This window comes from Niallia alba, from assembly GCF_012933555.1.
GTDB lineage: Bacteria > Bacillota > Bacilli > Bacillales > Cytobacillaceae > Niallia > Niallia alba.
In genome coordinates, this window is the sequence record NZ_JABBPK010000001.1 from 1,738,932 (window position 1) to 1,762,154 (window position 23,223).

22 protein-coding genes and 1 riboswitch are annotated in these 23,223 nt (G+C 35.3%); of the genes, 18 read left to right on the forward strand and 4 right to left on the reverse strand.

The window, feature by feature from the left end:
* Positions 1–33: 33 nt before the first annotated feature.
* The 3 genes from HHU08_RS08380 to HHU08_RS08390 all read left to right on the forward strand — a co-directional run bounded on the left by HHU08_RS08380 (position 34) and on the right by HHU08_RS08390 (position 3,041).
* On the forward strand, positions 34–1,371 hold the full coding sequence (locus HHU08_RS08380) for an ABC transporter substrate-binding protein (RefSeq protein WP_169188262.1): 1,338 nt from the start codon (positions 34–36) through the stop codon (positions 1,369–1,371).
* Between the two features lie 70 nt (positions 1,372–1,441).
* Positions 1,442–2,203: a glycerophosphodiester phosphodiesterase gene (locus HHU08_RS08385; RefSeq protein WP_016200784.1), complete on the forward strand. Its 762-nt coding sequence runs from the start codon at positions 1,442–1,444 to the stop codon at positions 2,201–2,203.
* Positions 2,196–3,041: a glycerophosphodiester phosphodiesterase gene (locus HHU08_RS08390; protein WP_205835593.1), complete on the forward strand. Its 846-nt coding sequence runs from the start codon at positions 2,196–2,198 to the stop codon at positions 3,039–3,041. The genes HHU08_RS08385 and HHU08_RS08390 overlap by 8 nt, the downstream gene beginning before the upstream one ends.
* A 141-nt stretch (positions 3,042–3,182) precedes the next feature.
* Here the strand turns inward: HHU08_RS08390 and HHU08_RS08395 are convergent, their stop codons facing one another.
* Both HHU08_RS08395 and HHU08_RS08400 read right to left on the reverse strand, forming a co-directional pair.
* Positions 3,183–4,298, reverse strand: coding sequence for an IS4 family transposase (locus tag HHU08_RS08395; protein ID WP_100525938.1), 1,116 nt, complete (start codon positions 4,296–4,298; stop codon positions 3,183–3,185).
* A gap of 254 nt (positions 4,299–4,552) precedes the next feature.
* Complete coding sequence (locus HHU08_RS08400; protein ID WP_169188264.1) at positions 4,553–5,797, reverse strand: helix-turn-helix domain-containing protein; 1,245 nt, start codon at positions 5,795–5,797, stop codon at positions 4,553–4,555.
* A gap of 120 nt (positions 5,798–5,917) precedes the next feature.
* On the opposite strand from HHU08_RS08400, the gene HHU08_RS08405 reads away from it, so the two are divergent.
* From HHU08_RS08405 to HHU08_RS08415, 3 genes are all read left to right on the forward strand, one after another.
* Complete coding sequence (locus tag HHU08_RS08405) at positions 5,918–7,210, forward strand: MFS transporter (protein ID WP_224427530.1); 1,293 nt, start codon at positions 5,918–5,920, stop codon at positions 7,208–7,210.
* Between the two features lie 302 nt (positions 7,211–7,512).
* The gene (locus HHU08_RS08410) at positions 7,513–9,879 is read left to right on the forward strand and encodes a polyprenyl synthetase family protein (RefSeq protein ID WP_169188266.1); all 2,367 of its coding nucleotides are present in this window, start codon (positions 7,513–7,515) and stop codon (positions 9,877–9,879) included.
* Positions 9,880–9,919: 40 nt separating this feature from the next.
* Complete coding sequence (locus HHU08_RS08415; RefSeq protein WP_169188267.1) at positions 9,920–10,654, forward strand: MBL fold metallo-hydrolase; 735 nt, start codon at positions 9,920–9,922, stop codon at positions 10,652–10,654.
* Between the two features lie 279 nt (positions 10,655–10,933).
* On the opposite strand, the gene HHU08_RS08420 is transcribed toward HHU08_RS08415, so the two are convergent.
* Positions 10,934–11,407 carry a GNAT family N-acetyltransferase gene (locus tag HHU08_RS08420; protein ID WP_169188268.1) on the reverse strand — a complete coding sequence of 158 codons (474 nt, stop codon included), beginning with the start codon at positions 11,405–11,407 and terminating at the stop codon, positions 10,934–10,936.
* 124 nt (positions 11,408–11,531) lie between these two features.
* Between HHU08_RS08420 and HHU08_RS08425 the strand changes: the two genes are divergently transcribed.
* The 11 genes from HHU08_RS08425 (at position 11,532) to HHU08_RS08475 (ending at position 20,658) form a co-directional block, all read left to right on the forward strand.
* Positions 11,532–12,977: an amidase family protein gene (locus HHU08_RS08425; protein ID WP_169188269.1), complete on the forward strand. Its 1,446-nt coding sequence runs from the start codon at positions 11,532–11,534 to the stop codon at positions 12,975–12,977.
* 288 nt (positions 12,978–13,265) lie between these two features.
* Positions 13,266–13,640: a hypothetical protein gene (locus HHU08_RS08430; RefSeq protein ID WP_016200793.1), complete on the forward strand. Its 375-nt coding sequence runs from the start codon at positions 13,266–13,268 to the stop codon at positions 13,638–13,640.
* A gap of 57 nt (positions 13,641–13,697) precedes the next feature.
* Positions 13,698–14,396 carry an SDR family oxidoreductase gene (locus tag HHU08_RS08435; RefSeq protein ID WP_016200794.1) on the forward strand — a complete coding sequence of 233 codons (699 nt, stop codon included), beginning with the start codon at positions 13,698–13,700 and terminating at the stop codon, positions 14,394–14,396.
* Between the two features lie 186 nt (positions 14,397–14,582).
* Positions 14,583–15,437, forward strand: a complete 855-nt coding sequence (locus HHU08_RS08440; protein WP_016200795.1) for a GNAT family N-acetyltransferase — start codon at positions 14,583–14,585, stop codon at positions 15,435–15,437.
* A gap of 166 nt (positions 15,438–15,603) precedes the next feature.
* Positions 15,604–16,494 (forward strand): CPBP family intramembrane glutamic endopeptidase, encoded by an 891-nt coding sequence (locus tag HHU08_RS08445; protein ID WP_235678809.1) that lies wholly within the window; start codon positions 15,604–15,606, stop codon positions 16,492–16,494.
* A gap of 107 nt (positions 16,495–16,601) precedes the next feature.
* Positions 16,602–16,644: riboswitch (PreQ1 riboswitch) on the forward strand.
* Between the two features lie 35 nt (positions 16,645–16,679).
* Entirely contained in the window at positions 16,680–17,357 is a 678-nt protein-coding gene (gene queC, locus HHU08_RS08450) for a 7-cyano-7-deazaguanine synthase QueC (RefSeq protein WP_263479765.1), read from the forward strand.
* A 4-nt stretch (positions 17,358–17,361) separates the two neighbouring features.
* A complete protein-coding gene (queD, locus tag HHU08_RS08455; RefSeq protein WP_169188270.1) occupies positions 17,362–17,844 on the forward strand; it encodes a 6-carboxytetrahydropterin synthase QueD in 483 nt (160 codons plus the stop codon).
* Entirely contained in the window at positions 17,837–18,565 is a 729-nt protein-coding gene (queE, locus tag HHU08_RS08460; RefSeq protein WP_169188271.1) for a 7-carboxy-7-deazaguanine synthase QueE, read from the forward strand. Before queD ends, queE begins: the two co-directional genes overlap by 8 nt.
* 32 nt (positions 18,566–18,597) lie before the next feature.
* Positions 18,598–19,161, forward strand: a complete 564-nt coding sequence (gene folE / locus HHU08_RS08465; protein WP_169188272.1) for a GTP cyclohydrolase I FolE — start codon at positions 18,598–18,600, stop codon at positions 19,159–19,161.
* Between the two features lie 308 nt (positions 19,162–19,469).
* On the forward strand, positions 19,470–19,976 hold the full coding sequence (locus HHU08_RS08470; protein ID WP_016200801.1) for an RNA polymerase sigma factor: 507 nt from the start codon (positions 19,470–19,472) through the stop codon (positions 19,974–19,976).
* The gene (locus HHU08_RS08475; RefSeq protein WP_016200802.1) at positions 19,966–20,658 is read left to right on the forward strand and encodes a hypothetical protein; all 693 of its coding nucleotides are present in this window, start codon (positions 19,966–19,968) and stop codon (positions 20,656–20,658) included. Before HHU08_RS08470 ends, HHU08_RS08475 begins: the two co-directional genes overlap by 11 nt.
* Positions 20,659–20,704: 46 nt before the next feature.
* Here the strand turns inward: HHU08_RS08475 and HHU08_RS08480 are convergent, their stop codons facing one another.
* Entirely contained in the window at positions 20,705–22,096 is a 1,392-nt protein-coding gene (locus HHU08_RS08480) for an L-cystine transporter (RefSeq protein WP_016200803.1), read from the reverse strand.
* Between the two features lie 193 nt (positions 22,097–22,289).
* On the opposite strand from HHU08_RS08480, the gene HHU08_RS08485 reads away from it, so the two are divergent.
* The gene (locus HHU08_RS08485) at positions 22,290–22,769 is read left to right on the forward strand and encodes a methylated-DNA--[protein]-cysteine S-methyltransferase (RefSeq protein ID WP_169188273.1); all 480 of its coding nucleotides are present in this window, start codon (positions 22,290–22,292) and stop codon (positions 22,767–22,769) included.
* Positions 22,770–23,223 lie beyond the last annotated feature (454 nt).

Below are 23,223 nucleotides of genomic sequence, written 5' to 3' on the forward strand. Positions count from 1 at the left end.
ATTAACGGTTAAATAAAGGAGTGTAGGAAGAAAATGAAGAAAAGGAAGCAGCTATTAAGTATGTTTATGCTAACACTAGTTTTATTTATTGTAGGATGTAGCAATAATGCAGAATCTTCCACTAATGGAGAAGAGAAGGATGGTCCGACTACCGTTACATTCTGGCATTCAATGGGAGGAGCAGCCCAAGAGGCATTAAATAATATTGTGGAAGAATACAACCGTTCGCAAGATAAGGTGAAAATAAATGCAGAGTATCAAGGTACATATGATGAAGCCTTAACGAAATTCCATACGGTTGCAGGGACAGATAGTGCACCGGCTATGATGCAGGTTTTTGAGATTGGCACAAAGTCGATGATTAATAGTGGATTTGTAGAACCAATTCAAACACTTGTTGATGAAGATGGTTATGATATGAGTGGATTAGAGGAAAATATTACGAACTACTATAAAATGGAAGATACATTTTATTCGATGCCATTTAACTCTTCTACACCAGTTATGTACTACAATAAGGACGCTTTTAAGGCTGCGGGTCTAGACCCTGAGAAAGCTCCAGCTACTTTTGAAGAAGTAGAAGAGGCAGGAAAGGCAATAGCGAAAGCAAACCCAGAAATGAAAGGATTTGCGCTCCAAGCATATGGCTGGTTATATGAGCAATTATTGGCGAATCAAGGAGCATTATTAATGAATAATGATAATGGCCGAACAGACACACCAACAGAAGTAGGATTTACAGATGAACAAGGCAAATCCATTTTTCAGTGGGTAAAACGAATGATTAATGATAAAACATTTGCTAACTACGGTACAAATGGAGATAACATGGTAGCTGGTTTCCTTGCAGGGGATGTAGCAATGTTTATGCAATCTTCCGCTAGTGCGAGAGACGTTATTGATAATGCACCATTTGAAGTAGGGGTTGCATTTATTCCACATCCAGAAGCAGTAGAGAGACAAGGTGTGGTTATTGGCGGAGCCAGTCTTTGGATGATGAAAGATAAAAGTGAAGAAGAGAAAAAGGCTGCTTGGGAATTTATGAAATATTTACAAACTCCAGAAGTGCAAGCAAAATGGCATGTTGGTACAGGCTACTTTGCCATTAATCCAGATGCTTACGACGAACAAGTTGTAAAAGAGGCATACGAGAAGATGCCACAATTAAAGGTAACGGTAGATCAATTACAATCAACGACGTCTTCTTATGCTACCCAAGGTGCTTTAATGGATATGATTCCAGAAGGACGCCGCATTAGTGAAACGGCACTTGAGACTGTTTATAACGGTGGAGATGTCGATGAAACCTATAGCAATATGGTAAAACAATTTAATGAAGCAATTGAAAAGGCGAATCGAGCTAGAAAATAGGACGTTAGGAAAGCAGACTAATTGAATACTTGTTGGTCTGTTTCTTTCCATTAAAAAGGAGGAGAAGAGCATGAACCAAACAAAAATATATGGACATAGAGGAGCAAAAGGAAGATTCCCTGAAAATACTCTTCTTAGTTTCCAACAAGCGATTTTACAAGGAGTTGATGGGATTGAATTAGATATCCATTTAACAAAAGATGGGGAAGTTATTGTTATTCATGATGAATTTTTAAATCGGACAACAGATGGAACCGGCTTTGTAAGAGCATATACTTTGGAAGAAATTAAACAATTTAGTGCGGGAAGCAAGTTCTCCTCTCTTCCTGATTATGAAGAAAGCTGGATAGTAGAAAAAGTACCTACTTTAAAAGAAGTTTTACAACTGCTTGTGCCATACGATATCGAATTAAATATTGAACTTAAAACCTATACGTTTGAATACGAAGGAATAGAAGAAAAGACGCTTGCACTTGTAAACGAATATGGGAATGGTCGTAAGGTAGTCTATTCTTCCTTTCATTTGCCGACCTTGCTAAGAATCAAAGCAATAGATTCCTCTGCTTCGATTGCCTGGTTATTAAATCAAGTAATCTCCAATCCTCTTGATTATATAAAAAGCTTGGAATTAGAGGCCTTGCATCTTCATAAAGAAATGGTGATAGATAATTTGCAAGATTGGCAGGAATTAAGAAAGCTAGTAAGAGTGTGGACTGTAAATCAAGAGGAAGAGATGACTAATCTTATTGATGCAGAAGTGGAAGCAGTGATAACTGATTATCCAGAATTGGCTATAGCGATTAGACAAGAAAGGGCTGTTTCGGTTGAGTAAGTACTTGATTGGAAGCATTGTAATCTCTTTTTTGTTTGTTACTCTTTCTGCCTGCGATAATAATCAGTCGGTAGCCATGGTGAGTCAATCTGCGATAGAAATCGATGACACTCCAAGAGTGATTGCACACAGAGGGGCGAATGAATGGTATAACGAGAGCACTATTACCGCTTATCAAATAGCAGCAGAGACAGGTGTAGATTCACTAGAAATGGACTTGAGAATGACTAAGGATGGCGAATTAATTGTCATGCATGATGAGACAATGGATCGTACGACAAATGGAAAAGGGAAGGTTTCTGATTATACATTAGAAGAAATAAGAGCGTTTCGAACGATGGAATCGGATGATAGCAAGGAAATAACAGAAAAAATCCCAACTTTAAAAGAAATATTAGAAACTTTTCATGATACTCAAAACTATTATATAGAAACAAGGCTCGTTGATGAGAAACTAGCAATGGAGGAAAAACTGATTCAGTTGTTAGAAGAGTATCAGCTTTTAGATAAAGAGTTAGTAACGATTCAGTCATTTTCAGAAGAAAGCTTAATGAAGATAAAAGAATTAGCACCAGATACTGAATTAGCCCTTCTTTTTCGAAAAGGCTCTTTTTCCTTGGAAAAGGCACATACGGTTGATTTCCCTATTATCGGAATAGAGTCTACTGATGTTACAAAAAAAGTGGTAGAGGAATTACATAAGAAGGGAAAAGAAGTTCACGTATATTTTATAAATAAGAAAACACAAAAAGAGGAACAAGAAAGAGTATTGGAATATGAAGTGGATGGTTATTTCACTGATTATATTCATTTTACGAAAGAGATTTTAGCGCACTAGTGTTGCATAAATGTTGTTAGAATATTCAGTTTAAATATGTCCCCTGTTAAGAGCCAAAAAAGTAAATACCCAACTAAAGGTGGATCCATCCATTTGGAATTTTTTTACAATTAGACTTAAGAGACGACGACAATTTGTTTATTAAGGAATGGTTTTTCCTTCAATCTTTCGAAGCCAAATATGTGCTGGTTTCCACAAAGCTGCCCGTAAATATCGGCTAATTTGTAGGGTTTTTCGTTTACTTTTTGTCTCGATTTGTGCGAGAACATGCAGGCAAAAAACAATAAGTGCGATAAACACTTGATTCTGAATTGCCCATTCGCTTTGGCCGTAAAACTTTTTGATATGGAGATGTTGTTTAATCCATTTGAAAAATAACTCAATCGCCCAGCGTGATTTATACATCTTTGAGATTTCTTCAGCACTTAAATCAAAACGATTTGTGATTAAATGAAGCTCATTTCCTTTTGAATCAATCACTTTTAGAAGACGAAAGTAATTTTCGGCACGGTTTTGCGTCGTACCAATCAACACCATTTGATCCGACAAAACAGATGTATTCTCGGGTAGTTTAAAATCGTAAACCTCCCGTATGACTGCGTTTTTTCGCAGCCTAGAAAGGAAAAAGTAGCCGTCATCTGTCATCCGATCAAAGCGTTCGTAGTCTAAGTAACCACGGTCAAACACATACATACATTCCTTGTCATCAACCATTACTTCAAGCTGACCGCGGTCATGTTCTTTGGCCGTTGTCATAATGGCCTTTTCGGGATAGGATATACCTTTTTCCATAAACACAAGGCGTAAGTGCAATTTAACACCCGCTTTTGTTTTGCGGAATTTTGCCCATTTATGATTAGTCAAATTGAGAGGCAATGTGCTTGAATCAATGATTTTTAATGGCATCACAAGTTTCGTGTTGTGCGTTTTGGCATGAATTTGTGAAACTAAATCAAGGAAAAGCTTTTGGAATAAGTCTGGATTCATGCCATTTAAACGGCGTGAGAGTTGGGAAATACTGATAGAATCAAGATCAATGCCCTTTTGCAGTTGATCATCGAAAAGACAATCGCTCAGCGCATGCAGACTTTCGACTTCTTCTAGCTGCGCAAAAAGTAATAATTTTAGAAATGACTCTGTCGTTAGTTTTTTCGTATAGAAATCTAATTTCAACGTTTTCACGTTTTCTTCAAATAATTGAAGATTTATTGGTGAAAACCATTGTCCAAATGAAGTTTTTCGTGTAATCTTGTCCATGCGATAGTCCTTTTTAGTGGATTTGGACGGGTTACCACCTAACTTATCCATTATAAAGGACTTTTTCTTTGCATAAAATGATAAAATTGAACATTTCAAGTATTTTTAATAGTTAAATTAAATTAACGCAACACTAGTGATTTTAGCGATATAGAGAAAAAGGGTATGAAGGAATTTATTCACGCCCTTTTTTATTTTTTTGATAAGCTAACATAAGGAGAGAGATTATTGAACTTTCTCAGAAGTTAGCACATTTAGATTAGACGCATGTTTTCATATGTTTCTATACAAAGTGTCTTAAATATAGAGTCAGGTAGGGGTAAAAAGCAGTCATAGGAAATTTTTGCATGCTCTAGTGCTTTATTTATATTATGGAGTTCTTTATAACAAAGAGCAATAAAGGTATCTTTTGTATAATAAATGGCTAGGTCAACTGGATGATTAATATGTTTTGGAACATAAATAGTTTTTAAAATGTTGAGTGCTTTTTTATATTCTTTTACATAATACATCACTTTTCCTTTTTGAAGCATATTCCAATTATCACCGGTTACTTTTTGGTTATTTTCATCAAAAGTTAAATATTGATCAATTATAGACATAGCTTCTTGATATTCTTCTTTTACATGAAGTAAGTATTCCGCATATAGTACATCACAGAGTTCCTCAAAAATTTTATCTTCTACAAATTCTCCATATTGCTTTAATTTTTTTAAGTAGTAATGGAATTTTTCTTCTTCTTTTACTAATAAAGAGACTACTGTAGCAAGTTTATAGATGTCGTCTGTTTTGTAATAGAGTTTTTCTTTTTTAGAATATTCCAATGCTTTTTCCACTGCTTCTGATGTTGCTTTTATGTCACCGAGTGCTGAATAAATGGCGGCAGTATAATAATCCATATTGACTTGAGTCATAGGATCAATCTTTATATGGGTTGTTTCAATGTGTTTTCGTTCTTCCAAATAATATTGTAGAGCTTCTTGATAACGATGTTCCAAAAAAAAGGTTATGCCTCTAAAGATTGCAATGTCTGCACGATTAGCAGTCAGATTAAGTAAATCATAAATTAATGCTGCTTTATCACAATATAATTTCCACTCTTCTCTATTCAGACAAAATAAACTGCGACTATAAATTTCCAACAAGCGAGCTGATTCATAGCTTTCATTCAAATTAGGGATATAAGGCTCAATAAGTGCAATTAGCTTGTTGCTTTGTTGAATGGTCTCCTCTGAGTGTTTAAAATAGATGCGAAATTCTTCATAAATTCTTTCTGCTTTCTCTAATACTTTTCTTAATTCCACATAACTGATAGTCCCTAGTAGTTCCGTAATCTCTACTCCAAGTCTCTCAGCAATATATTCCAAACTCTCCATCGAAGGTTTTGCTTTATTATTTTCAATCTGACTAAGCATGCCTTTCGTTAATCTTTCTCCAGCTAATGCTTCCAGTGTCATTTTTCTTTGTTTTCTTAATGTACGAATTCGTTCTCCTAGCATAATAGTACACTCCTTTATTCGATAGTTTAATTATATTAAACTTTTTCTTGAAAGGGAAATTTTTGTGTGATATGATTTGTTTAATTTAATTAAACTTTATTGGGGAAGGATGGGATTTTGTTGGATGAATATCAGTTAGAAAAGAGAGCGATCTATCATTTATGGACATTTGTAAGTAGTAAATTAATTGCAACAGCCGGCTCGCAAATTTACACATTTGCCATTAGTTTGTATATTTTGCATTTGACTGGTTCTTCGATGAGTTTTGCCGTGAATATGTTATGTAATATCTTGCCTAGAACAATCGTTGCTCCTTTTGCTGGGTCCATTATTGACAGGTATCCTCGAAAAATAATTGCTATTACCGCTCAAACGGTTACTACAATGGCAATAGGTGGATTACTACTTTATAGCATAACAATGGGATTGTCATTACCCGCCATTTATACAACGTCTTGTATTTTGTCGATCACCTCTATGTTTGCAAGTAATGCCTTTACTTCATCATTAACAGGATTAATTGATGAAACTCGCATCCAGAAAGCATCCTCTTTAAATCAAATTGCTATTTCCATTGCGCAAATTGCAAGTCCTGCTATCGGTGGAATATTATTTGGTTTGGTTTCTATGTCTGTGTTTTTAACGATCTATCTTATCGCATCATTGATTGCGGTTATACTCGATTCCACCATGAATTTTACCCTTTTTGAAAAAGAACGGGATAAACAGGAGAAGAAAGAATCTGTTTTTCAAAGTTTAAAAGAAGGTTTAAATTATGTAAGGCTGCAACCATTATTGATGACGATCATCAGTATAAGTTTGATCGTTAATTTTATTTTTACAGCATTTAATGTAGGGTTCCCTTTTATCGTTAATACGAAATTACATATGCCATCCGTGCAGTTTGGGATTGTTGAAGGTGCTTTTGCAGTTGGGACGCTACTCCTGTCGATCTATCTGTCTTTTGGAAAGGAATTTAAACAGCCCTTATCAGTTAGTAAAATGGGAATTTTTACTTTAGGATTACTGGTTATCGCTGCAGCTGTTCCTATGCTTATTCCATTTACTTCTTTGTCTGTTTTTATCTATTATTTTGTCCTCATGTTTATATTTGGAGCGGTTAACATTTTGGTGAATATTCCAATCATGGTACTTATGCAAAAAAAAATTGCGAATGAATACAAAGGAAGAGTTTTTACGATATTAGAGACATTTGCTATGGGTATGATGCCTGTTGGTACCTTATTATTTGGCGTACTATATGATCATGTACCAGCACAGTGGGTTCTAATCGTGGCAGGATCTATGTTAATTGTTTCTGTATTAGTATTGGCAAGACCATCCATAATAGAAAAAGCAAATGAATCAAAGCCAATACCATCTATTCCAAAACAAAAAGCTACTTCTGTTTGAAGAATCTTGAGGAGTGCTATCCGGTACTCAGTAGAAGAAAATCGACGAGAAAAGGTAATAGACAGTTAGTTTGTTTACTAAATAACCTCTCTCCCTTTCTACAATGAACAAAAAGTTTAACAAAACATGGTACACAAGAAAATGTATCTAATCCAAAAACTCTCCTTCCAAAACAGGAGGGTTTTTTAATAAAAAATTAAGATTAATAGGAGATAATGAACATTCTAGTTATAATAAAGAAGATAGGTGATTATATTAAACTAGTTAAACGAACTTAAAGTAAAAGCAGAGGTAATGTTCATATGAAAAAAAGAATAAAAGTAAAAATAAATGAGGAATATCGATCGGCGGAGCACAAAGCAGCCCGTTATTTCCATTCCCTTCAAAATCAGTTAACGGATAAGTCTTATGTGTCACGCTTAACGAATGACTTTCAAACTTGGAAGATAAGTCATATTCATTCTCCATCCATCCTTACTTATTTTTCCCGAAAAAAAAGAAAACCAGTTGTAAAAGGATATCGAACCTATATAGAATGGCTAAATTATGTAGGGAAATTAGATGATTATTTAAATCGGAGTATTTCCTATCTTTATATGCGTGATTTAGGAAAGGCCCTCTCTTCTCAATCTACTCAAGAAAGAATAAATGAAGTAGTTAAAAATATGAAAAATCATTTATTGAAGAAAGATGCAGAGGAGGGAAATTTTAGTGTATCCAGTATATATAAGTTAGCTAAAAAAGAAGCGGTCGAACATACGATGATTTGGGTATTGGAAAGACTGAAGCAAGTGACTTCTCATATACCTGCTGGGATGAGTGTAGAGCATGCCCAACGAAAAATACTGAAAATCCTTGCAGGAGTTTTAATGCATGAATTGGAGGAAAGAAGAGAACTAGAGCTTTCAAATCAAGAGCGCCAGACTCGATTAGAAAAAGCGATAAAACTAGGTTTTTATTATGGTTTAACCTATCCTTTAATTGATGATTTGCTTGATGCAAAAATTTTATCGTTGGAAGAAGAAATACAGTATTCCAATTTAATACGACATACATTAGAAACAGGTGAAGTTCCTGACTTAGGTAAATGGTCTGGAAAAAATGAAGAACTCATTCAATTCATTCATAAAGAACTAAAAGAAGCGTTCGAATATATGAAGAAACAGCATGATAATCAAACATGGGAGTTATTTTTAAACCAATCCTATATCTTTTTTCATTCACAAGAGGTAGATAGAAAAAAGGAATTGACCAATAGTACTTATTCTAACGAAGAGTTATATATACCGGTAATTCTTAAATCTTCCGCTTCTCGGCAGATTGTTCGGTCGTTAATGAATGCTCCTGAAGATGAAGGGTATGATCAAAGAACCTTTTATTATGGTATTTATAATCAGCTAGCCGATGATTTAGCAGATATGTTTGATGATCAAAAAGATGGGGCAGTTACACCTTATACGTATTATCTTACTTATTATCAAACAAGAAAGGATTTAATTAATCCGTTTGAAATGTATTGGACAGTCATTTCCTATTTGATTCACGACGTATACCATTCTGATTCCAAAACACAGGAAGTTATATTAGACCGGGCAATTAATGGGTTAAAACGGTTAAAGGAAAAATTGGGGGAACAGAAGTATAGTGATTTAATGGGGATTTTAACAAAGGGATTTCCTCCCTTTAATCAGTTACTCCAACAAATGGTTGCAAAAGCCGATGATGTTGACTTTTTCGATAAGCTGCTTCGTGATCATATGATTGCCACATTGAAGGAAAATCGTCGTGAGCAGACGGAGTTTTCAGAAATGTTTCAATCTATTCGTTCACCTATTGAGAAGATATTGCCAATTACAGAAAACACAATGTTAGAGAAGGATATCGTGACAGAAGCAGCAAATTATAGTCTTGCAGGGGATGGGAAAAGATTGCGACCGATTATTACATGGTTTATTGGGGTAAAGGAATTGGAGTTAGATGATGCTCAAATCGTTCCATTGTTGCGATCTGTAGAGTATATGCATACAGCTTCTCTTATATTTGACGATTTGCCAACACAGGATAATGCTGTGATGAGAAGAGGGCGCCCAACTTTACATGAAGTATATAATGCTGCAACAGCTGAGTTAACAGGCCTCTTTCTTACACAAAAGGCAATAGAGGAACAAGCTAGTTTACAGGATTTTGCTGGTTCTATTGTGTTAAAACTGATTCAATATACAACAAAGGCTACTGCTGATATGTGTAAAGGACAGGTGATGGATTTAGAATCCAGAAGAAAACAATTATCCCTTCAAGAATTGAATACCCTTTGTTTTTATAAAACAGGCATTGGCTTTGAAGCCGCTCTTCTTATGCCTGCTATTTTAGCAGGAGTTTCAGAAGAAGTTAAGGATCAATTGAAGAAATATGCTTACCATGCTGGCATCGCTTTTCAAATTAAGGATGATTTGCTGGATGCGGAAGGAAGTAAAGAAATATTAGGAAAAGAAGCTGGTATGGATAAAGACAACGATACATCTACTTTTGTTACAGTACTTGGTTTGGAAGGTGCGAAAAAGGAAATGTGGGAGCATTATTGTATGGCCTTGGAAATTGTTAATTCCTTGCCAAAGAAGACAAACTTTTTAAAGTGTTTAGTAGATTATATCGTGAATCGAAATCGGTAATAATGATTGGAGAAGTTCGAAAGGATAGGTGGATAGAAAAATGAAAATTACCTTTTTAGGAAAATACGGAGGATATCCAGGCAAGGACAGTGCTACTTCTTCATTTTTATTAGAGTCTAATGGATTTCATTTATTGGTTGATTGTGGGAGTGGGGTGTTATCAAAAGTTCAATCATATGTCGATTTAAAAGATTTAGATGCATGCATTCTTTCCCACTATCATCATGACCATATCGCTGATGTGGGAGTTCTGCAATATGCTATGCTAGTTGAGACAAAACTCGGAAACCGAACAAAACCTTTCCCAATCTATGGGCATAAAAGAGATGCTAAGTTTGACGAATTAACCAATGATATTTATACAGAAGGACGGGAAATTTCAGTAGGAAAAACGTCTAACATAGGACCATTCAGCCTATCTTTTTGTGAAACGATTCATCCTGCCTATTGTTTGGCTATGAAAATACAGGCAAGTGGCCAAACCATTCTTTACACCGCAGATACCGAGTGGAAGGATGATTTAGTTGTGTTTGCAAAAAATGCGGATGTTCTAATAAGTGAAGCAAGCATTTATAAAGAACAATTTGGTATAGTTAAAGGACATCTAACTGGAGAGGAAGCCGGAAAACTTGCTGAACAAACGGGTGTAAAGCAACTCCTTTTAACCCATCTTCCCCATTATGGTGAACAAGAAAAACTTGTGGAAGAAGCAAAACAAGGGTATAGTGGTCCCGTTCAGTTGGTAAATCCCGGTATGGTAATAGACCTTAAATAACTTCAAATAATAAGACTGGGACAGAACAAAATATATAATAGATAAAGACGAACAATCTCTCATTTTAGTAGCGAAACCAGCTCGTTCCATCATTTTTTTAAAAGAAAATATAATGAGTAGGAAATACAAAGCGAAGTGTATTCAGTCTGCGGGTGATCACCACAAACCTTCTTTCTTAAAATGAATAAAACCCCAAACAATTATATGAAATTTTCTTAGCATGTACGTATAATCGTTCGGGGTTATTTGGTTGAAAATACTTGTGTCCCGGCTTCCTTTTCATGCTATCGAACAGGTATAAATCATTTTAACAAATTCAAATTCTCCTCCATTTGTCGACTGCATAAATGTCGTTGTCTCTTTAAAACCTGCTTTCTTATATACTTTGATGGCCCGAGTGTTGAAAGTTGCGACAGCCAAAGAGATAAAGGCTGGGGAATACCGTTCTTTTATATAATTGATTCCAGTTGTTAAAAATGTATATCCATTCCCCTGACCTGTTAAATCAGGTCTAAGACCAAGTCCTATATTAATTGTATTATTTTCTTCTTGATATATACTGAAAAAACCAATGAGCTGCTTTTTTTCAGTAACAGCATAAATAGAGTTATTTCTTTTATTATTATCAAGAAATTCTGCTAAATCTTCTTCATCCGCCTCCATATCATAAAAAGCATACTTTCCATCATAATGCCAGTTATAAGCTATTTCTTCTGCTTGTTCTTGTGTGATAGGTTGGAGTGTATAGGTCATTTTTTTCTCCCTTTTTTATAAAATTATACTATATCAAAACATTGTGATAAAACGAAAAATTTCTTCTTCTCTGAACAATTGGAACAAGCTATACTTAAGAAAATGAGAAGGGGGTAGAAGGGACATGAAAATTGATAATCGAATTCCCTTTAATATAGAAGAAGCAACAATTTTAGAAGTGCAAAAGGCACTTGATTCGGGTGTTATTACTTCATGGGAACTGACAAAGCAATATTTAGAGCGAATAGCTGCGTATGATTCTACATTATGCTCTATTAGAGAAATTAATCCTGATGCATTAGAGATTGCAGCAGAACTAGATAAAAAAAGACAGGAAATCAATCAAATTGGACCACTTTATGGTATTCCTGTTATTATTAAGGACAATATTGATACGAAGGATGCGATGGCTACAACTGCCGGCTCGATTGCATTGGAAAATAATTTTGCAAAAGAAGATGCTTTTATTGTCAAAAAGCTACGAGAGGCAGGAGCGATTATTATTGGAAAGGCAAATCTTTCAGAATTTGCTAATTTTATTACTGAATTAGATATGCCCAACGGCTATAGCTCATTAGGTGGCCAAGTAATGAATCCATATGGTCCTGCTGTATGGGATGTTGGTGGTTCAAGTTCTGGCACTGGCGCAAGCATTGCCGCCAATTTTGCTGTTGTTGGGATAGGGACAGAAACGTCTGGATCTATTCTTAGTCCTGCTAGCAATAATTCCCTTGTCGGAATTAAACCAACCCTTGGTCTTGTTAGCCGTTCCGGCATTATTCCGCTCGCACATAGTCAGGATACGGCGGGGCCAATGACGAGAACAGTTTGTGATGCTGCTATTCTTTTAGGAATAATTGCAGGTGTAGACGAAGCAGATGAAGTGACTAAAACATGTGAAGGGCAGCCGAGTGATTATACAACATTTTTAAAAACGGACGGTCTTAAAGGAAAAAGAATTGGCGTTGATCGTTCCTTCTTGCCTGAAGAGGAAGACGAAGTTGTGTTGTTTAATGAAGCATTGGAAGAATTAACAAAGCAAGGAGCTATTCTGCTTGATGTGACAATTCCTCGAGAAAAGTTTGAGTCGATCGTTCTCTATCATGAGTTTAAGCATGGTATAAATAACTACTTACATAAACTTTCAGAGGAAGTTCCCGTTCATTCATTAAGTGAAGTAATTGCATTTAATAAACAACATTTGGATGCTGTTAAGTATGGGCAAACAATTCTTGAATACTGCCAAACGTTAAACGGAGATTTGGACGATCCAAAATACAAGAAACACCGAGAAAAGGATATTAGACTTTCGGCAACAAAAGGAATCGATGTGGCAATGGAAGAATATCAATTGGATGGCTTAGTGTTTGCGAAATATTTAGGATGTGAGATGCCTGCAAAAGCAGGATATCCATCTATTACTGTTCCAGCAGGATATACACCCAAAGGAAAGCCTATGGGAATCACCTTCTCAGGATTAGCCTATAGTGAACCTAGATTAATTGAAATGGCATTTAGTTATGAACAAGCGACAAACCTTCGCATTCCACCTGAATTAAATAAGGAATAACAAAAAAGTAGCTTAAGGAAGCAGTGTGCCAAAAGTACATGGCTTTCTTAAGCATAAGCTAAAGAGTAGGACAATATATTAATAGAAATATTTGTTCTTATTTAATATGTCTATACAGTTTGTCCTAGATTGATTTTCAGATATAAGCTATAATAAAACAAAAAGAAAGCTCTTACATTTGACTGGCACAACCCATAAGTAGCCATTGAAACAGCTGCTAGTAGCCATTTTTGTACTAGTGTTTGTTAGCAAAATAGTAGGAATTCATGTTTTGAGGAGGAAAAGGAATTGTCTTTAACACGTGTGCTGGTAGGGATTTTTAAAAGTTTTGAAGAGACGAAGGAACAGCCTAAAGTTCCTGAATTAAAGACACGCTATTATAAAAAAAGTCGTGATCGATTAATGGAAACGGTAAAAACCGTGATAGAAAGAAAAATGACGAATTGGGAATTGAAAAAAATCGATACGGATCGTGGCGAAATTGTCCTAAGTAAGGGATCGAGTTTAATGATTATTACGGTTTATAAGATGGCCGGAATGCAATCTGCAATTGATGTTTATTGTTCAAAGGAAGGGGCTTTAGGAGATTTCGGATCCAGCTATAAATATATTCAGCAATTTTTTAAAGCGCTTCATACAGAGATTCAGCCAGAGAAAGGATAAGAATCCATCAGCTGCAAATACATTTAGTTGTTGTGAAAAGGAATAGGAGTGTAGTGAATGAAAATTATTCTTACAGGAGCTAATCGGGGATTGGGGATTCATCTAGTCAAAACGGCTTTGGAACGAGGCCATACTGTGCTTGCAGGTGTGCGAACAATACAAGAGGATTCCCCTATTAATCTATTGAAAAAACAATATCCAGATAAAGTATATACATATTTCCTTGATGTAACGAACGAGGAATCTGTTGCAACTGCAGCTAAATTAGCAGCAGAGGATGTCGGTTCTATCGATGGAATTATTAATAATGCCGGAGTTTTGACAGAGCGGGGAAAAATAATCGAAGAGCTAGACTTTGAAAATGTGAAGTTCACAATGGATGTTAATGTATTAGGACCAATGAGAGTAATGAAACATTTTCTACCACTCTTATATAAAGGGAAGAAGAAAACGATTATTAATATTTCTTCTGAAGCTGGTAGTATTCATAATGCTTATGGTGGTGATTTTCCCTATGGCATTTCGAAAGCTGCGCTGAACATGTTTAGTGTACAATTATCAAGATATGTGAAAGAAAAGGATATTGCTGTACATGCTGTCCATCCTGGTTGGATCAAAACGGATATGGGCGGCGAAAATGCTACAGGCTATCCAGAAGAATCAGCAAATGGCATACTAGATATTCTAGAAGGAAAGATAGAAGCAAAAAGTGAACTAGGATTTATTGATTTTAAAGGACAAGAAATGAAAATTTAGCTAGAAATGTGTTTAGGGAAAGAATCAGACTTTTGTGCACCACGCAAAAAGTTTCTGATTCTTTTCTATATAAAAAGAAAATCTTCCTTCTCAGTAAAAGAAAAAAATCCCCATGGATGGAAATTTCCATTATAATAGAAATATTATTTATAATATTCTGTTGATTTATTGAGGAAGGAGTAACTAATGAAAAAGGAAGAGGTAGTAACAAGGCAGCAGTTAAATCAATTACATATCGGAGACTTGCTATCCTTAGCCACGATCGTTGGTTGGGATTATGATAGAGAGGAAATACAAACTTTGCTCGCTTCAGGGAGTGTTTATGGACATGTAAATATCGATAAGATGGTTATATCCTGTGCGGCCATTATTCCTTATGGAGCTAAATTAGCCTCGATCGGCATGGTTATTGTCCATCCAGACTATCGAGGAAGAGGATTAGCGAAAGAGCTATTGATTCAGTGTATGAGCCAAGTAACACAAAATACCGCACTTATGTTAATTGCTACAAAAGAAGGTAGACCTGTATATGAAAAATTAGGCTTTAAAGAATATAGTCATGTGACAAAGCTTCTAGGGGAAGGAAAAATATTTGAGGTAGCATCGGATGGTTATTCCATTAGTCCGTTAAACAAAACTGATATAAAAGAAATGATGGAGTTAGACGAAGTGGCATTTGGAAGTGGGAGAGAACTATTTCTAAAAAATAGGATAAAGCAGGCAAAGGATACACTTGTGCTAAAGGAACAAGGCATAATTGTTGGATATGCTCTTGCTGTTAAAAAACCTGCTAATCTCGTACTTGGTCCAGTAGTTGCTCAAAATGATAAACAAGCGATGCTCCTTATTCAAACAATAATTGCGACCAATAAGGGAAGTATACGAATAGATGTATTAGATGGGAAGACATCATTAATGAAAGAATTAGAGACAGTAGGATTTCAAGTAAACGATCGTCCCCCGGTAATGGTCAAGAATCTTGAAGCATTTCCAAAAAGAAATAATAGCTTATATGCAATTGCGGCACAGGCTTATGGATGAATAATGTATGCTTATTTTAGATTTTTCTATATTAAGGGGAATCTTTTTTCTATGATATGAATAGTAGAAAAATATTGAATTAGAGTATATATTGTCCAAAAAGAAATAGATATAATGAATAGAGGAAAAAATTCTATGAATATATTGTGAAGAAAAGAGGAGGAAAATGATGTATAAAAATAAAATGGGGAAAGTGAGGTCGGGCTGGATTATTTTGTTAGCTATAACAGCTACAATGATAGCGCAAATGATTCTTTCAGCCCCAGGTATGATTATCGCCGTAATTATTGAATCACAAATTCATCCTAATATTTCGGATGAAACGATTGATCAGGTTTTAGATAGTTCTCCGCTATCTCTCTTGTCTCAAGGTTTAGGATTAATCGGTGGTATCGCAATCTTGTTTCTTTTATGGAAGTTTGTTAATAAGAAGAGAATTTCAGAAATGGGATTTAAAAGGTTTTCTCCAGATTTTATTACTGGTTTAGGACTTGGTGCAGTGTCTATCGTCTTTATTTTTTTAATTCTATTATTCACCAAAAATATAGAGATGGCTAATTCTTTTGCTTCACCAGATTTTTCTGCCTACACGCTATCTTATCTTCTGTTTTTTATTTTAGTAGGGTTTTCAGAGGAACTAACATTTAGAGGCTACATTATGACAACACTTGCAGATAACGGTAACTCTAAGACGGTCGTGTATATCGTTTCCTCGCTTATTTTTGGTGTGGCACATTTATTAAATCCGAATGTGGCGGTTCTTGGAATTATTAATATTTTTCTTGTTGGGCTCCTGTTTGCTTATATGTATGATAAGACGAAAAGCCTATGGATGCCAATTGGTTACCATATAACGTGGAATTATTTTCAAGGAAATGTGTTTGGTTTTCCAGTTAGTGGTACTACTCCGCACGGTCTTTATGGAATCGATGTGTCCATGGGAAATAATTGGCTAACGGGCGGTTCTTTTGGCCTGGAAGGCGGTTTACTAGCTACTTTAATGATTGTTCTAGGTTTTGTTGTTACTAATCTATATACAAAGAAAAGAGTGATGTAATTCATATAAGTTTTGTTTAGCGAAAAAATAATATTCTCATAGAATAATTGTCGAATATGCGATATAATAAGTCGAGCTAAAACAATAGCATAGTAAAATCCGTTTCTACGGTGGAGGTTCTAGCTACCCTCTTTAAAAAACTAAGAAAAACAGGACTGCTTTCTTAGTAGTGCTGTTTTTTCTATATGAAGGAGATTTTAGAAATGAAAAACGAAAAAGCGGTTGTTGTATTTAGTGGTGGTCAAGATAGCACTACTTGTTTATTTTGGGCGATGAAAAACTTCAAAGAAGTAGTGGCTGTCACGTTTGACTATAACCAAAGGCATATTACAGAGATTGAATGTGCGAAGAAGATTACTGAAGAACTTGGCATTAAACATCATATTCTTGATATGTCGCTACTAAATCAGCTTGCGCCAAATGCTTTAACAAGGGAAGATATTGCGGTAGAAGAAGGTAAGGATGGCGCATTGCCTTCCACATTTGTTCCAGGACGTAATTTATTGTTTATGTCATTTGCAGGTGTATTAGCAAGTCAAATACAAGCAAAACATATCGTAACTGGCGTTTGTGAGACAGATTTTAGTGGATATCCGGACTGTCGTGACATCTTTATTAAGTCATTGAATGTAACGTTAAATCTTTCAATGGACAATCAATTTGTTATTCATACTCCACTAATGTGGTTAAATAAAGCAGAGACATGGGGACTCGCAGATCAACTGAATGCGTTCGATTTTGTTCGTGAAAAGACATTGACATGCTATAACGGAATTGTTGCAGATGGCTGTGGGGAATGTCCAGCTTGTAAGTTGCGCAAAAAGGGCTTAGATGATTATTTAGCTGGTCGAAAGGGGGTATAATAGGATGCATGACTTTCGAGTAGTAGATAAACTGCAAAAATTTGGGGAAGATATTTCTTCAAAGCAATTAAAATATCATCATAAGCGTGTGATGGTTAGTAAAGAGTTTACCTTTGATGCAGCACATCATTTGCATGCCTACGAAGGGAAATGCATGAATCTGCATGGACATACGTACAAGGTTGTTTTTGGAATTAGTGGCTATTTAGATGACCGCGGATTAATGATAGATTTTGGCGATATTAAAAAGATTTGGAAAAGCGACATTGAAATTTACTTGGATCATCGCTATTTAAATGAGACACTTCCACCAATGAATACTACAGCAGAGAATATTGTTTATTGGATTTTCAAAAAAATGGAAGAAGTCTTGAACAAAGATGAGATGAAACAAGTAGATAATGGGGCAAGAGTGGAATTTGTTCGCCTCTATGAAACTCCTACTAGTTTTGCAGAAATGAAAAGGGAGTGGATGGAGTATGAGTAAAGTACCTGTAATGGAGATATTCGGACCAACGATTCAAGGAGAGGGAATGGTCATTGGCCAAAAAACGATGTTTGTCAGAACAGCAGGCTGCGATTATTCTTGTGCTTGGTGTGATTCTGCCTTTACATGGGATGGCAGCGGCAAGGGACTAATCAAGCAAATGCAGGCAGAAGAGATTTGGCAGGAGCTAGTGCAATTAGGCGGCGATGGTTTTTCTCATGTCACCCTTTCTGGAGGAAACCCAGCCCTATTGAAAAATCTTTCACATTTGGTAGATTTTTTAAAGGAAAAGGAAATAAAAATAGGACTTGAAACCCAGGGAAGTAAATGGCAGGATTGGTTTGTAGATATCGATGAATTGACTATTTCACCAAAACCACCAAGTTCTAAAATGAATACTGATTTTGACATATTAGATTCGATTATGCAAAGATTAAGAGATGCAAATCAAAGTAATCATATTAGTATAAAAGTCGTTGTATTTTCAGATGAAGATTATGACTATGCCAAGAAAGTGCATCTGCGTTATTCAGATATTCCTTTTTTTCTGCAAGTCGGTAATGAAGATAACAAAACGACTGATAACACTCAATTAGTAGAGCAATTATTGACTAAGTATGAGTGGTTGATTGATAAAACAATGCTTGATCATGAGTTCAAAAATGTAAAGGTACTCCCACAGCTACATACGTATATTTGGGGAAATAAGCGTGGCGTGTAGATAATCGGGAAGGTATTTAGGAGGATTTTGGAATGAGTAAAATTAATACTCCTCAAATAGAGGAGGCAATTCGTTTATTATTAGAAGCGGTTGGAGAAGATCCAAATAGAGAAGGATTATTGGATACTCCAAAACGTGTAGCAAAAATGTATGAAGAAGTTTTTTCAGGTCTTACAATCGATCCAAAAGAATATTTTGAAACCATTTTCCATGAAGACCATGAAGAACTTGTATTAGTAAAAGATATTCCTTTTTACTCTATGTGTGAGCATCATTTAGTTCCTTTCTATGGAAAAGCACATGTAGCCTATATTCCTAAAGGAGGAAGGGTTGCAGGATTAAGTAAGCTTGCAAGAGCAATAGAGGCAGTTTCGAAACGCCCGCAGCTGCAAGAACGAATTACATCCACTGTAGCAGATACAATGATGGAAACTTTAGAGCCTCATGGAGTGATGATCGTGGTAGAAGCAGAACATATGTGTATGACAATGCGTGGAGTGAAAAAGCCAGGTGCTAAAACAGTTACTTCTGCTGTTCGTGGTGTTTTCCAAACAGACAGTGACAAGCGAGCAGAAGTATTTGCGATGATAAAATAAGATGAACTATTGAGAAAGGTTAAAAAATCCTGTGAGAGCAGGATTTTTTTTATTAAATTTACTTACCATTTTTTATAATGGCTGTTTTCTAAAGGATTGTTGTTTTTTCAATAGGAAAAAAGAATTAATAGGAAAATTGGAGCAGCCGGAATACACGAAGACGCCACGGGGATTAGCGAGACAGTCTGAGACCCCGGAAAGCGAAGTGTATTCCGGCTGCGGGTAATCGCAACAAACTTTACGAAAACAGCCTTTATAATAAAAGTGGAACTTTTTCGTGGATAGACTGGTCTTTAAGGTAAAGGGGGGTGTTCGATATTACTGGTTTTAATGAGAAGGAGATATATGAACTCTTTTTTGAGAAGGTATATAAAACAACTTTTTATATTCTGAAAAATGAGGAACTTGCGAAAGATGCCACTCATGATACCTTTATAAAGGTATTAAAAAATTTAGGGAAAATAAATAACCACTCCAAGTTAAGTGCTTGGATAACTACGATTGCAACAAGAACTGCCATTGATATCTATAATAAAAACAAAAGACAATCAGCACAATTGTTTGAAGAAGAAAACTATGTGTTAAACACTTATGAATTTAATTATGAGAAAGATGAAATAGAATATTATTTAGCCAATTTACCACCGGAACAAAAACAAGTATTGATATTAAAATATATGGATGACTTATCAGAGAGAGAAATTGCTAAATTGCTTTCTATTAAATTAGGAACAGTTAAATCAAGAATATATCGTGCAAAACAAAAAATGTATCGACAGTATCAATCAGGAGGTGAAAGTAAAGTTGAAGAATAATCAAGAAGATGAAAGATTAAAGGAGCAGTTAGAGAAGGAGTATAACTCTATTAAAATACCTAGTGGACTAAAAGAAGAATTGTGGACACAGATTTCTACAACACGAAAAAAAAGGAGGATTTATTCAAAAATTTTTCCTTTTATGGCTGTAGCTACGTTTATCATTATATTAATTCCGCTTGGGTTAAGTTTAATTTCTTCTGATTCGGCACGAAATCCAAGTGATAGTATAGCAGCGAAAGAAGAAGCGGATATAAGAACAATAGAAGCTGTTATAAAAAATAACTTTACGGGACCTGACGAGAAATGGTTAAGATTAATGAATAATATGAGTTCGGTAGAAGAGGGAGAAATAAAGGGATTAAGCGAATATGAAGAGGGCTTATATAAAGAGTATTTTGCAAGTGATAGAGCGTATGTTGAATACGTTTCAAGATATGGGTCCGTAGTATGGAATGAACCTGCGAGATATCATTACACTTTAAGAGTATTGGAAATTAATTGTGAAAAGACCAGTTCTGATGAGATTATATATAATTTTTCTGCAAAAATAGAGTACCGTAAACAGGACAGCAGTACAGCAGAAGTTGGAACAATTACTGGGCAAGCAAATTTAAATGAAGAACACAAAATAGAAGTAATGTTAATTAATTATTTTGATCTTATTAATGAATTTGAGTGAATACACTAAAAAAGCAAAGCACCTTAGGAGGAGCTTTGCTTTTCTATTACGCAATATTCTCAGCAGTATCCACTTCATTTGAATGATACTGTTTCGTATCTAATTCACCAAGTGTTTTACTTGTTACGACACCAGAAACCATAGATCCACTTACGTTTAGAGCAGTACGACCCATATCAATTAATGGTTCAACGGAGATTAATACCCCAGCTAAAGCAACTGGTAAGTTTAAAGTAGACAGAACAATTAATGTTGCAAAAGTTGCTCCACCACCAACTCCAGCTACCCCGAAAGAACTAATCATGACAACAATAATCAATGTTGCAATAAAAGAAGGGGATAGAGGGTTAATGCCTTGGGTTGGTGCAATCATGACTGCAAGCATTGCAGGATAGATTCCAGCGCAGCCGTTTTGCCCTATGGATACCCCAAAGGATGCAGAAAAGTTAGCAATCGATTCAGGTACACCTAATTTATTCTTCTGTGCCTCAATGTTTAATGGCATTGTTCCTGCACTTGTACGTGATGTGAATGCAAATGTCAGAACTGGCCAAACTTTTTTAAGATATTGTTTTGGACTAAGTCCCATAACAGCAAGGATTATTAAATGAACAATAAACATGGCAATTAATGCTACATAGGAAGCAATAACAAATTTACCTAGCTTCACAATCGCATCAAAGTTGCTTCCCGCAACAGTCTTCGCCATTAGTGCAAGTATTCCATATGGAGTTAGTCGTAGCACTAATGTAACTATTCGCATAACAACTGTATGTAAAGCTTCAACAATCTTTTGGAAAAATGCAGCTTGCTCAGGATTTTTTCTTCTAATTCCTAAGAATGCAACCCCAACAAATGCTGCGAAAATAACTACTGCGATAGTAGAAGTTGGTCTTGCCCCTGTTAAATCTTGAAATGGGTTCGCAGGTAAAAAGCTCAGGATTTTTTGTGGTACAGTTGTGCTTTGTACTTCTCCTAAAGTTTCTTCTAATTGTTGTCCGCGAAGAATTTCGGCATCGCCAGCATTTACATCAATAGCCTTTAAGTCAAAGCCAGCTGTTGCTGCAATCCCAATTCCAGCAGAAATAGCTGTAGTGATTAATAATGTTCCGATTACAAGACCACTGATTTTACCAAGGTTTGCTGATTTTTCAAGCTTTGTGAATGCAGCGACAATGGAGATAAAAACTAGTGGCATAACGATCATTTGCAATAGTTTTACGTATCCGCTTCCGACTAATCCAAACCAATCATTTGTAACAGTGATTACTTCAGAACTTGGTTCATAAAATAACTGTAAGATTGCCCCGAATAAAACACCAAGTCCTAACCCTGTAAAGACGCGTTTAGAAAAGGAAATATGTTTCTTTTGCATGTAGAAAAGAACACTAAGCAAAATAAGTAAGATAAGAATGTTTAATATAGCGAAAAAGTTCAATGCTAAGTCCTCCTTTAAAATTGTAATTCCTATAGGTTAAATAGGAATTAAGTAAATTATTTAAAAGACTAACACTATTTTACTAATTTGTAAACAATAATTTGAAAAATAAACAAAGGGAAATTTAATGAAGCAACAATATTTGTTTTTCTGTTAAAATAAAGAGCAAATAAGCGTTTTATGGGGGAATAGGATGTTTACAATCGATTACCAATCTCCAATTGGAGTAATAGAGATAAGCGGGACGGATAAAGCTGTTTATTCTATTTTGTTTTCGGAAAAAGAGTTACCAGAAAATAAGATAGATGATCAGACACCTATTGTTTTAGTTACATGTTTCAACGAGTTAGATGCCTATTTTAGTGGGAAATATTTTGATTTTTCTTTTCCAATTGAAATGGAAGGAACTCCTTTTCAAAAGCAAGTATGGAATGCATTAACTAGTATACCTTATGCTGCAACCGGATCCTATAAGGATATTGCTAACAACATCGGTAACGAAAAGGCAGTGAGAGCAGTTGGAAGTGCAAATGGAAAAAACAAGCTATGCATAATTATTCCATGTCACCGAATAATCGGTGCCAATGGAACGTTAACTGGGTATGCTGGTGGCTTGTGGAGAAAAGAGTGGCTGCTTAGACATGAGCAAAAATGGAAAATGGCAATAAGGTAATATTGGAAAAGCAGAAAATCCTTTTTATAAAAGATTTTCTGCTTTTCATTAGAACTTAAAAAAGCTCCTTTATAGTATCAGCTCCACCTACGCTGTATACAATGATAACCACTAATGTTATCCAACCTAATTTACATTATATTTGAAAACGATTTCAAAATCAAACATTGTGAATCGATGAACTAATTGTCCGAATATTATTATTTTTTTAGGATGATATTTCCAATAATATTTAAAGAGTATATTTTCCATTTCTTTTTAGGAAGAGAATAGAAGAATTATCCATTGAACAAATAATATTAATGCAAAAACTCCTTCTGTAGATGATCATGAACCTGTTATTACATAACATTTCAGCTACAAAGGAGTATTTTTATTTTTCATGGAAGAGAAGTTTACTAGGTCAGTTGAGTGCTTCTTTACTTGCTTTTTTAGGTGGAAAATGATTAAATGT

Excerpts from the sequence above, each read along its gene's own strand:
- HHU08_RS08380 (WP_169188262.1), top strand. The coding sequence starts at position 34 with ATGAAGAAAAGGAAGCAGCTATTAAGTATGTTTATGCTAACACTAGTT.
- HHU08_RS08385 (WP_016200784.1), top strand. The coding sequence starts at position 1,442 with ATGAACCAAACAAAAATATATGGACATAGAGGAGCAAAAGGAAGATTC.
- HHU08_RS08395 (WP_100525938.1), bottom strand. The coding sequence starts at position 4,298 with ATGGACAAGATTACACGAAAAACTTCATTTGGACAATGGTTTTCACCA.
- HHU08_RS08400 (WP_169188264.1), bottom strand. The coding sequence starts at position 5,797 with ATGCTAGGAGAACGAATTCGTACATTAAGAAAACAAAGAAAAATGACA.
- HHU08_RS08410 (WP_169188266.1), top strand. The coding sequence starts at position 7,513 with ATGAAAAAAAGAATAAAAGTAAAAATAAATGAGGAATATCGATCGGCG.
- HHU08_RS08415 (WP_169188267.1), top strand. The coding sequence starts at position 9,920 with ATGAAAATTACCTTTTTAGGAAAATACGGAGGATATCCAGGCAAGGAC.
- HHU08_RS08420 (WP_169188268.1), bottom strand. The coding sequence starts at position 11,407 with ATGACCTATACACTCCAACCTATCACACAAGAACAAGCAGAAGAAATA.
- HHU08_RS08425 (WP_169188269.1), top strand. The coding sequence starts at position 11,532 with ATGAAAATTGATAATCGAATTCCCTTTAATATAGAAGAAGCAACAATT.
- HHU08_RS08435 (WP_016200794.1), top strand. The coding sequence starts at position 13,698 with ATGAAAATTATTCTTACAGGAGCTAATCGGGGATTGGGGATTCATCTA.
- HHU08_RS08440 (WP_016200795.1), top strand. The coding sequence starts at position 14,583 with ATGAAAAAGGAAGAGGTAGTAACAAGGCAGCAGTTAAATCAATTACAT.
- HHU08_RS08445 (WP_235678809.1), top strand. The coding sequence starts at position 15,604 with ATGATGTATAAAAATAAAATGGGGAAAGTGAGGTCGGGCTGGATTATT.
- queC (WP_263479765.1), top strand. The coding sequence starts at position 16,680 with ATGAAGGAGATTTTAGAAATGAAAAACGAAAAAGCGGTTGTTGTATTT.
- queD (WP_169188270.1), top strand. The coding sequence starts at position 17,362 with ATGCATGACTTTCGAGTAGTAGATAAACTGCAAAAATTTGGGGAAGAT.
- queE (WP_169188271.1), top strand. The coding sequence starts at position 17,837 with ATGAGTAAAGTACCTGTAATGGAGATATTCGGACCAACGATTCAAGGA.
- folE (WP_169188272.1), top strand. The coding sequence starts at position 18,598 with ATGAGTAAAATTAATACTCCTCAAATAGAGGAGGCAATTCGTTTATTA.
- HHU08_RS08485 (WP_169188273.1), top strand. The coding sequence starts at position 22,290 with ATGTTTACAATCGATTACCAATCTCCAATTGGAGTAATAGAGATAAGC.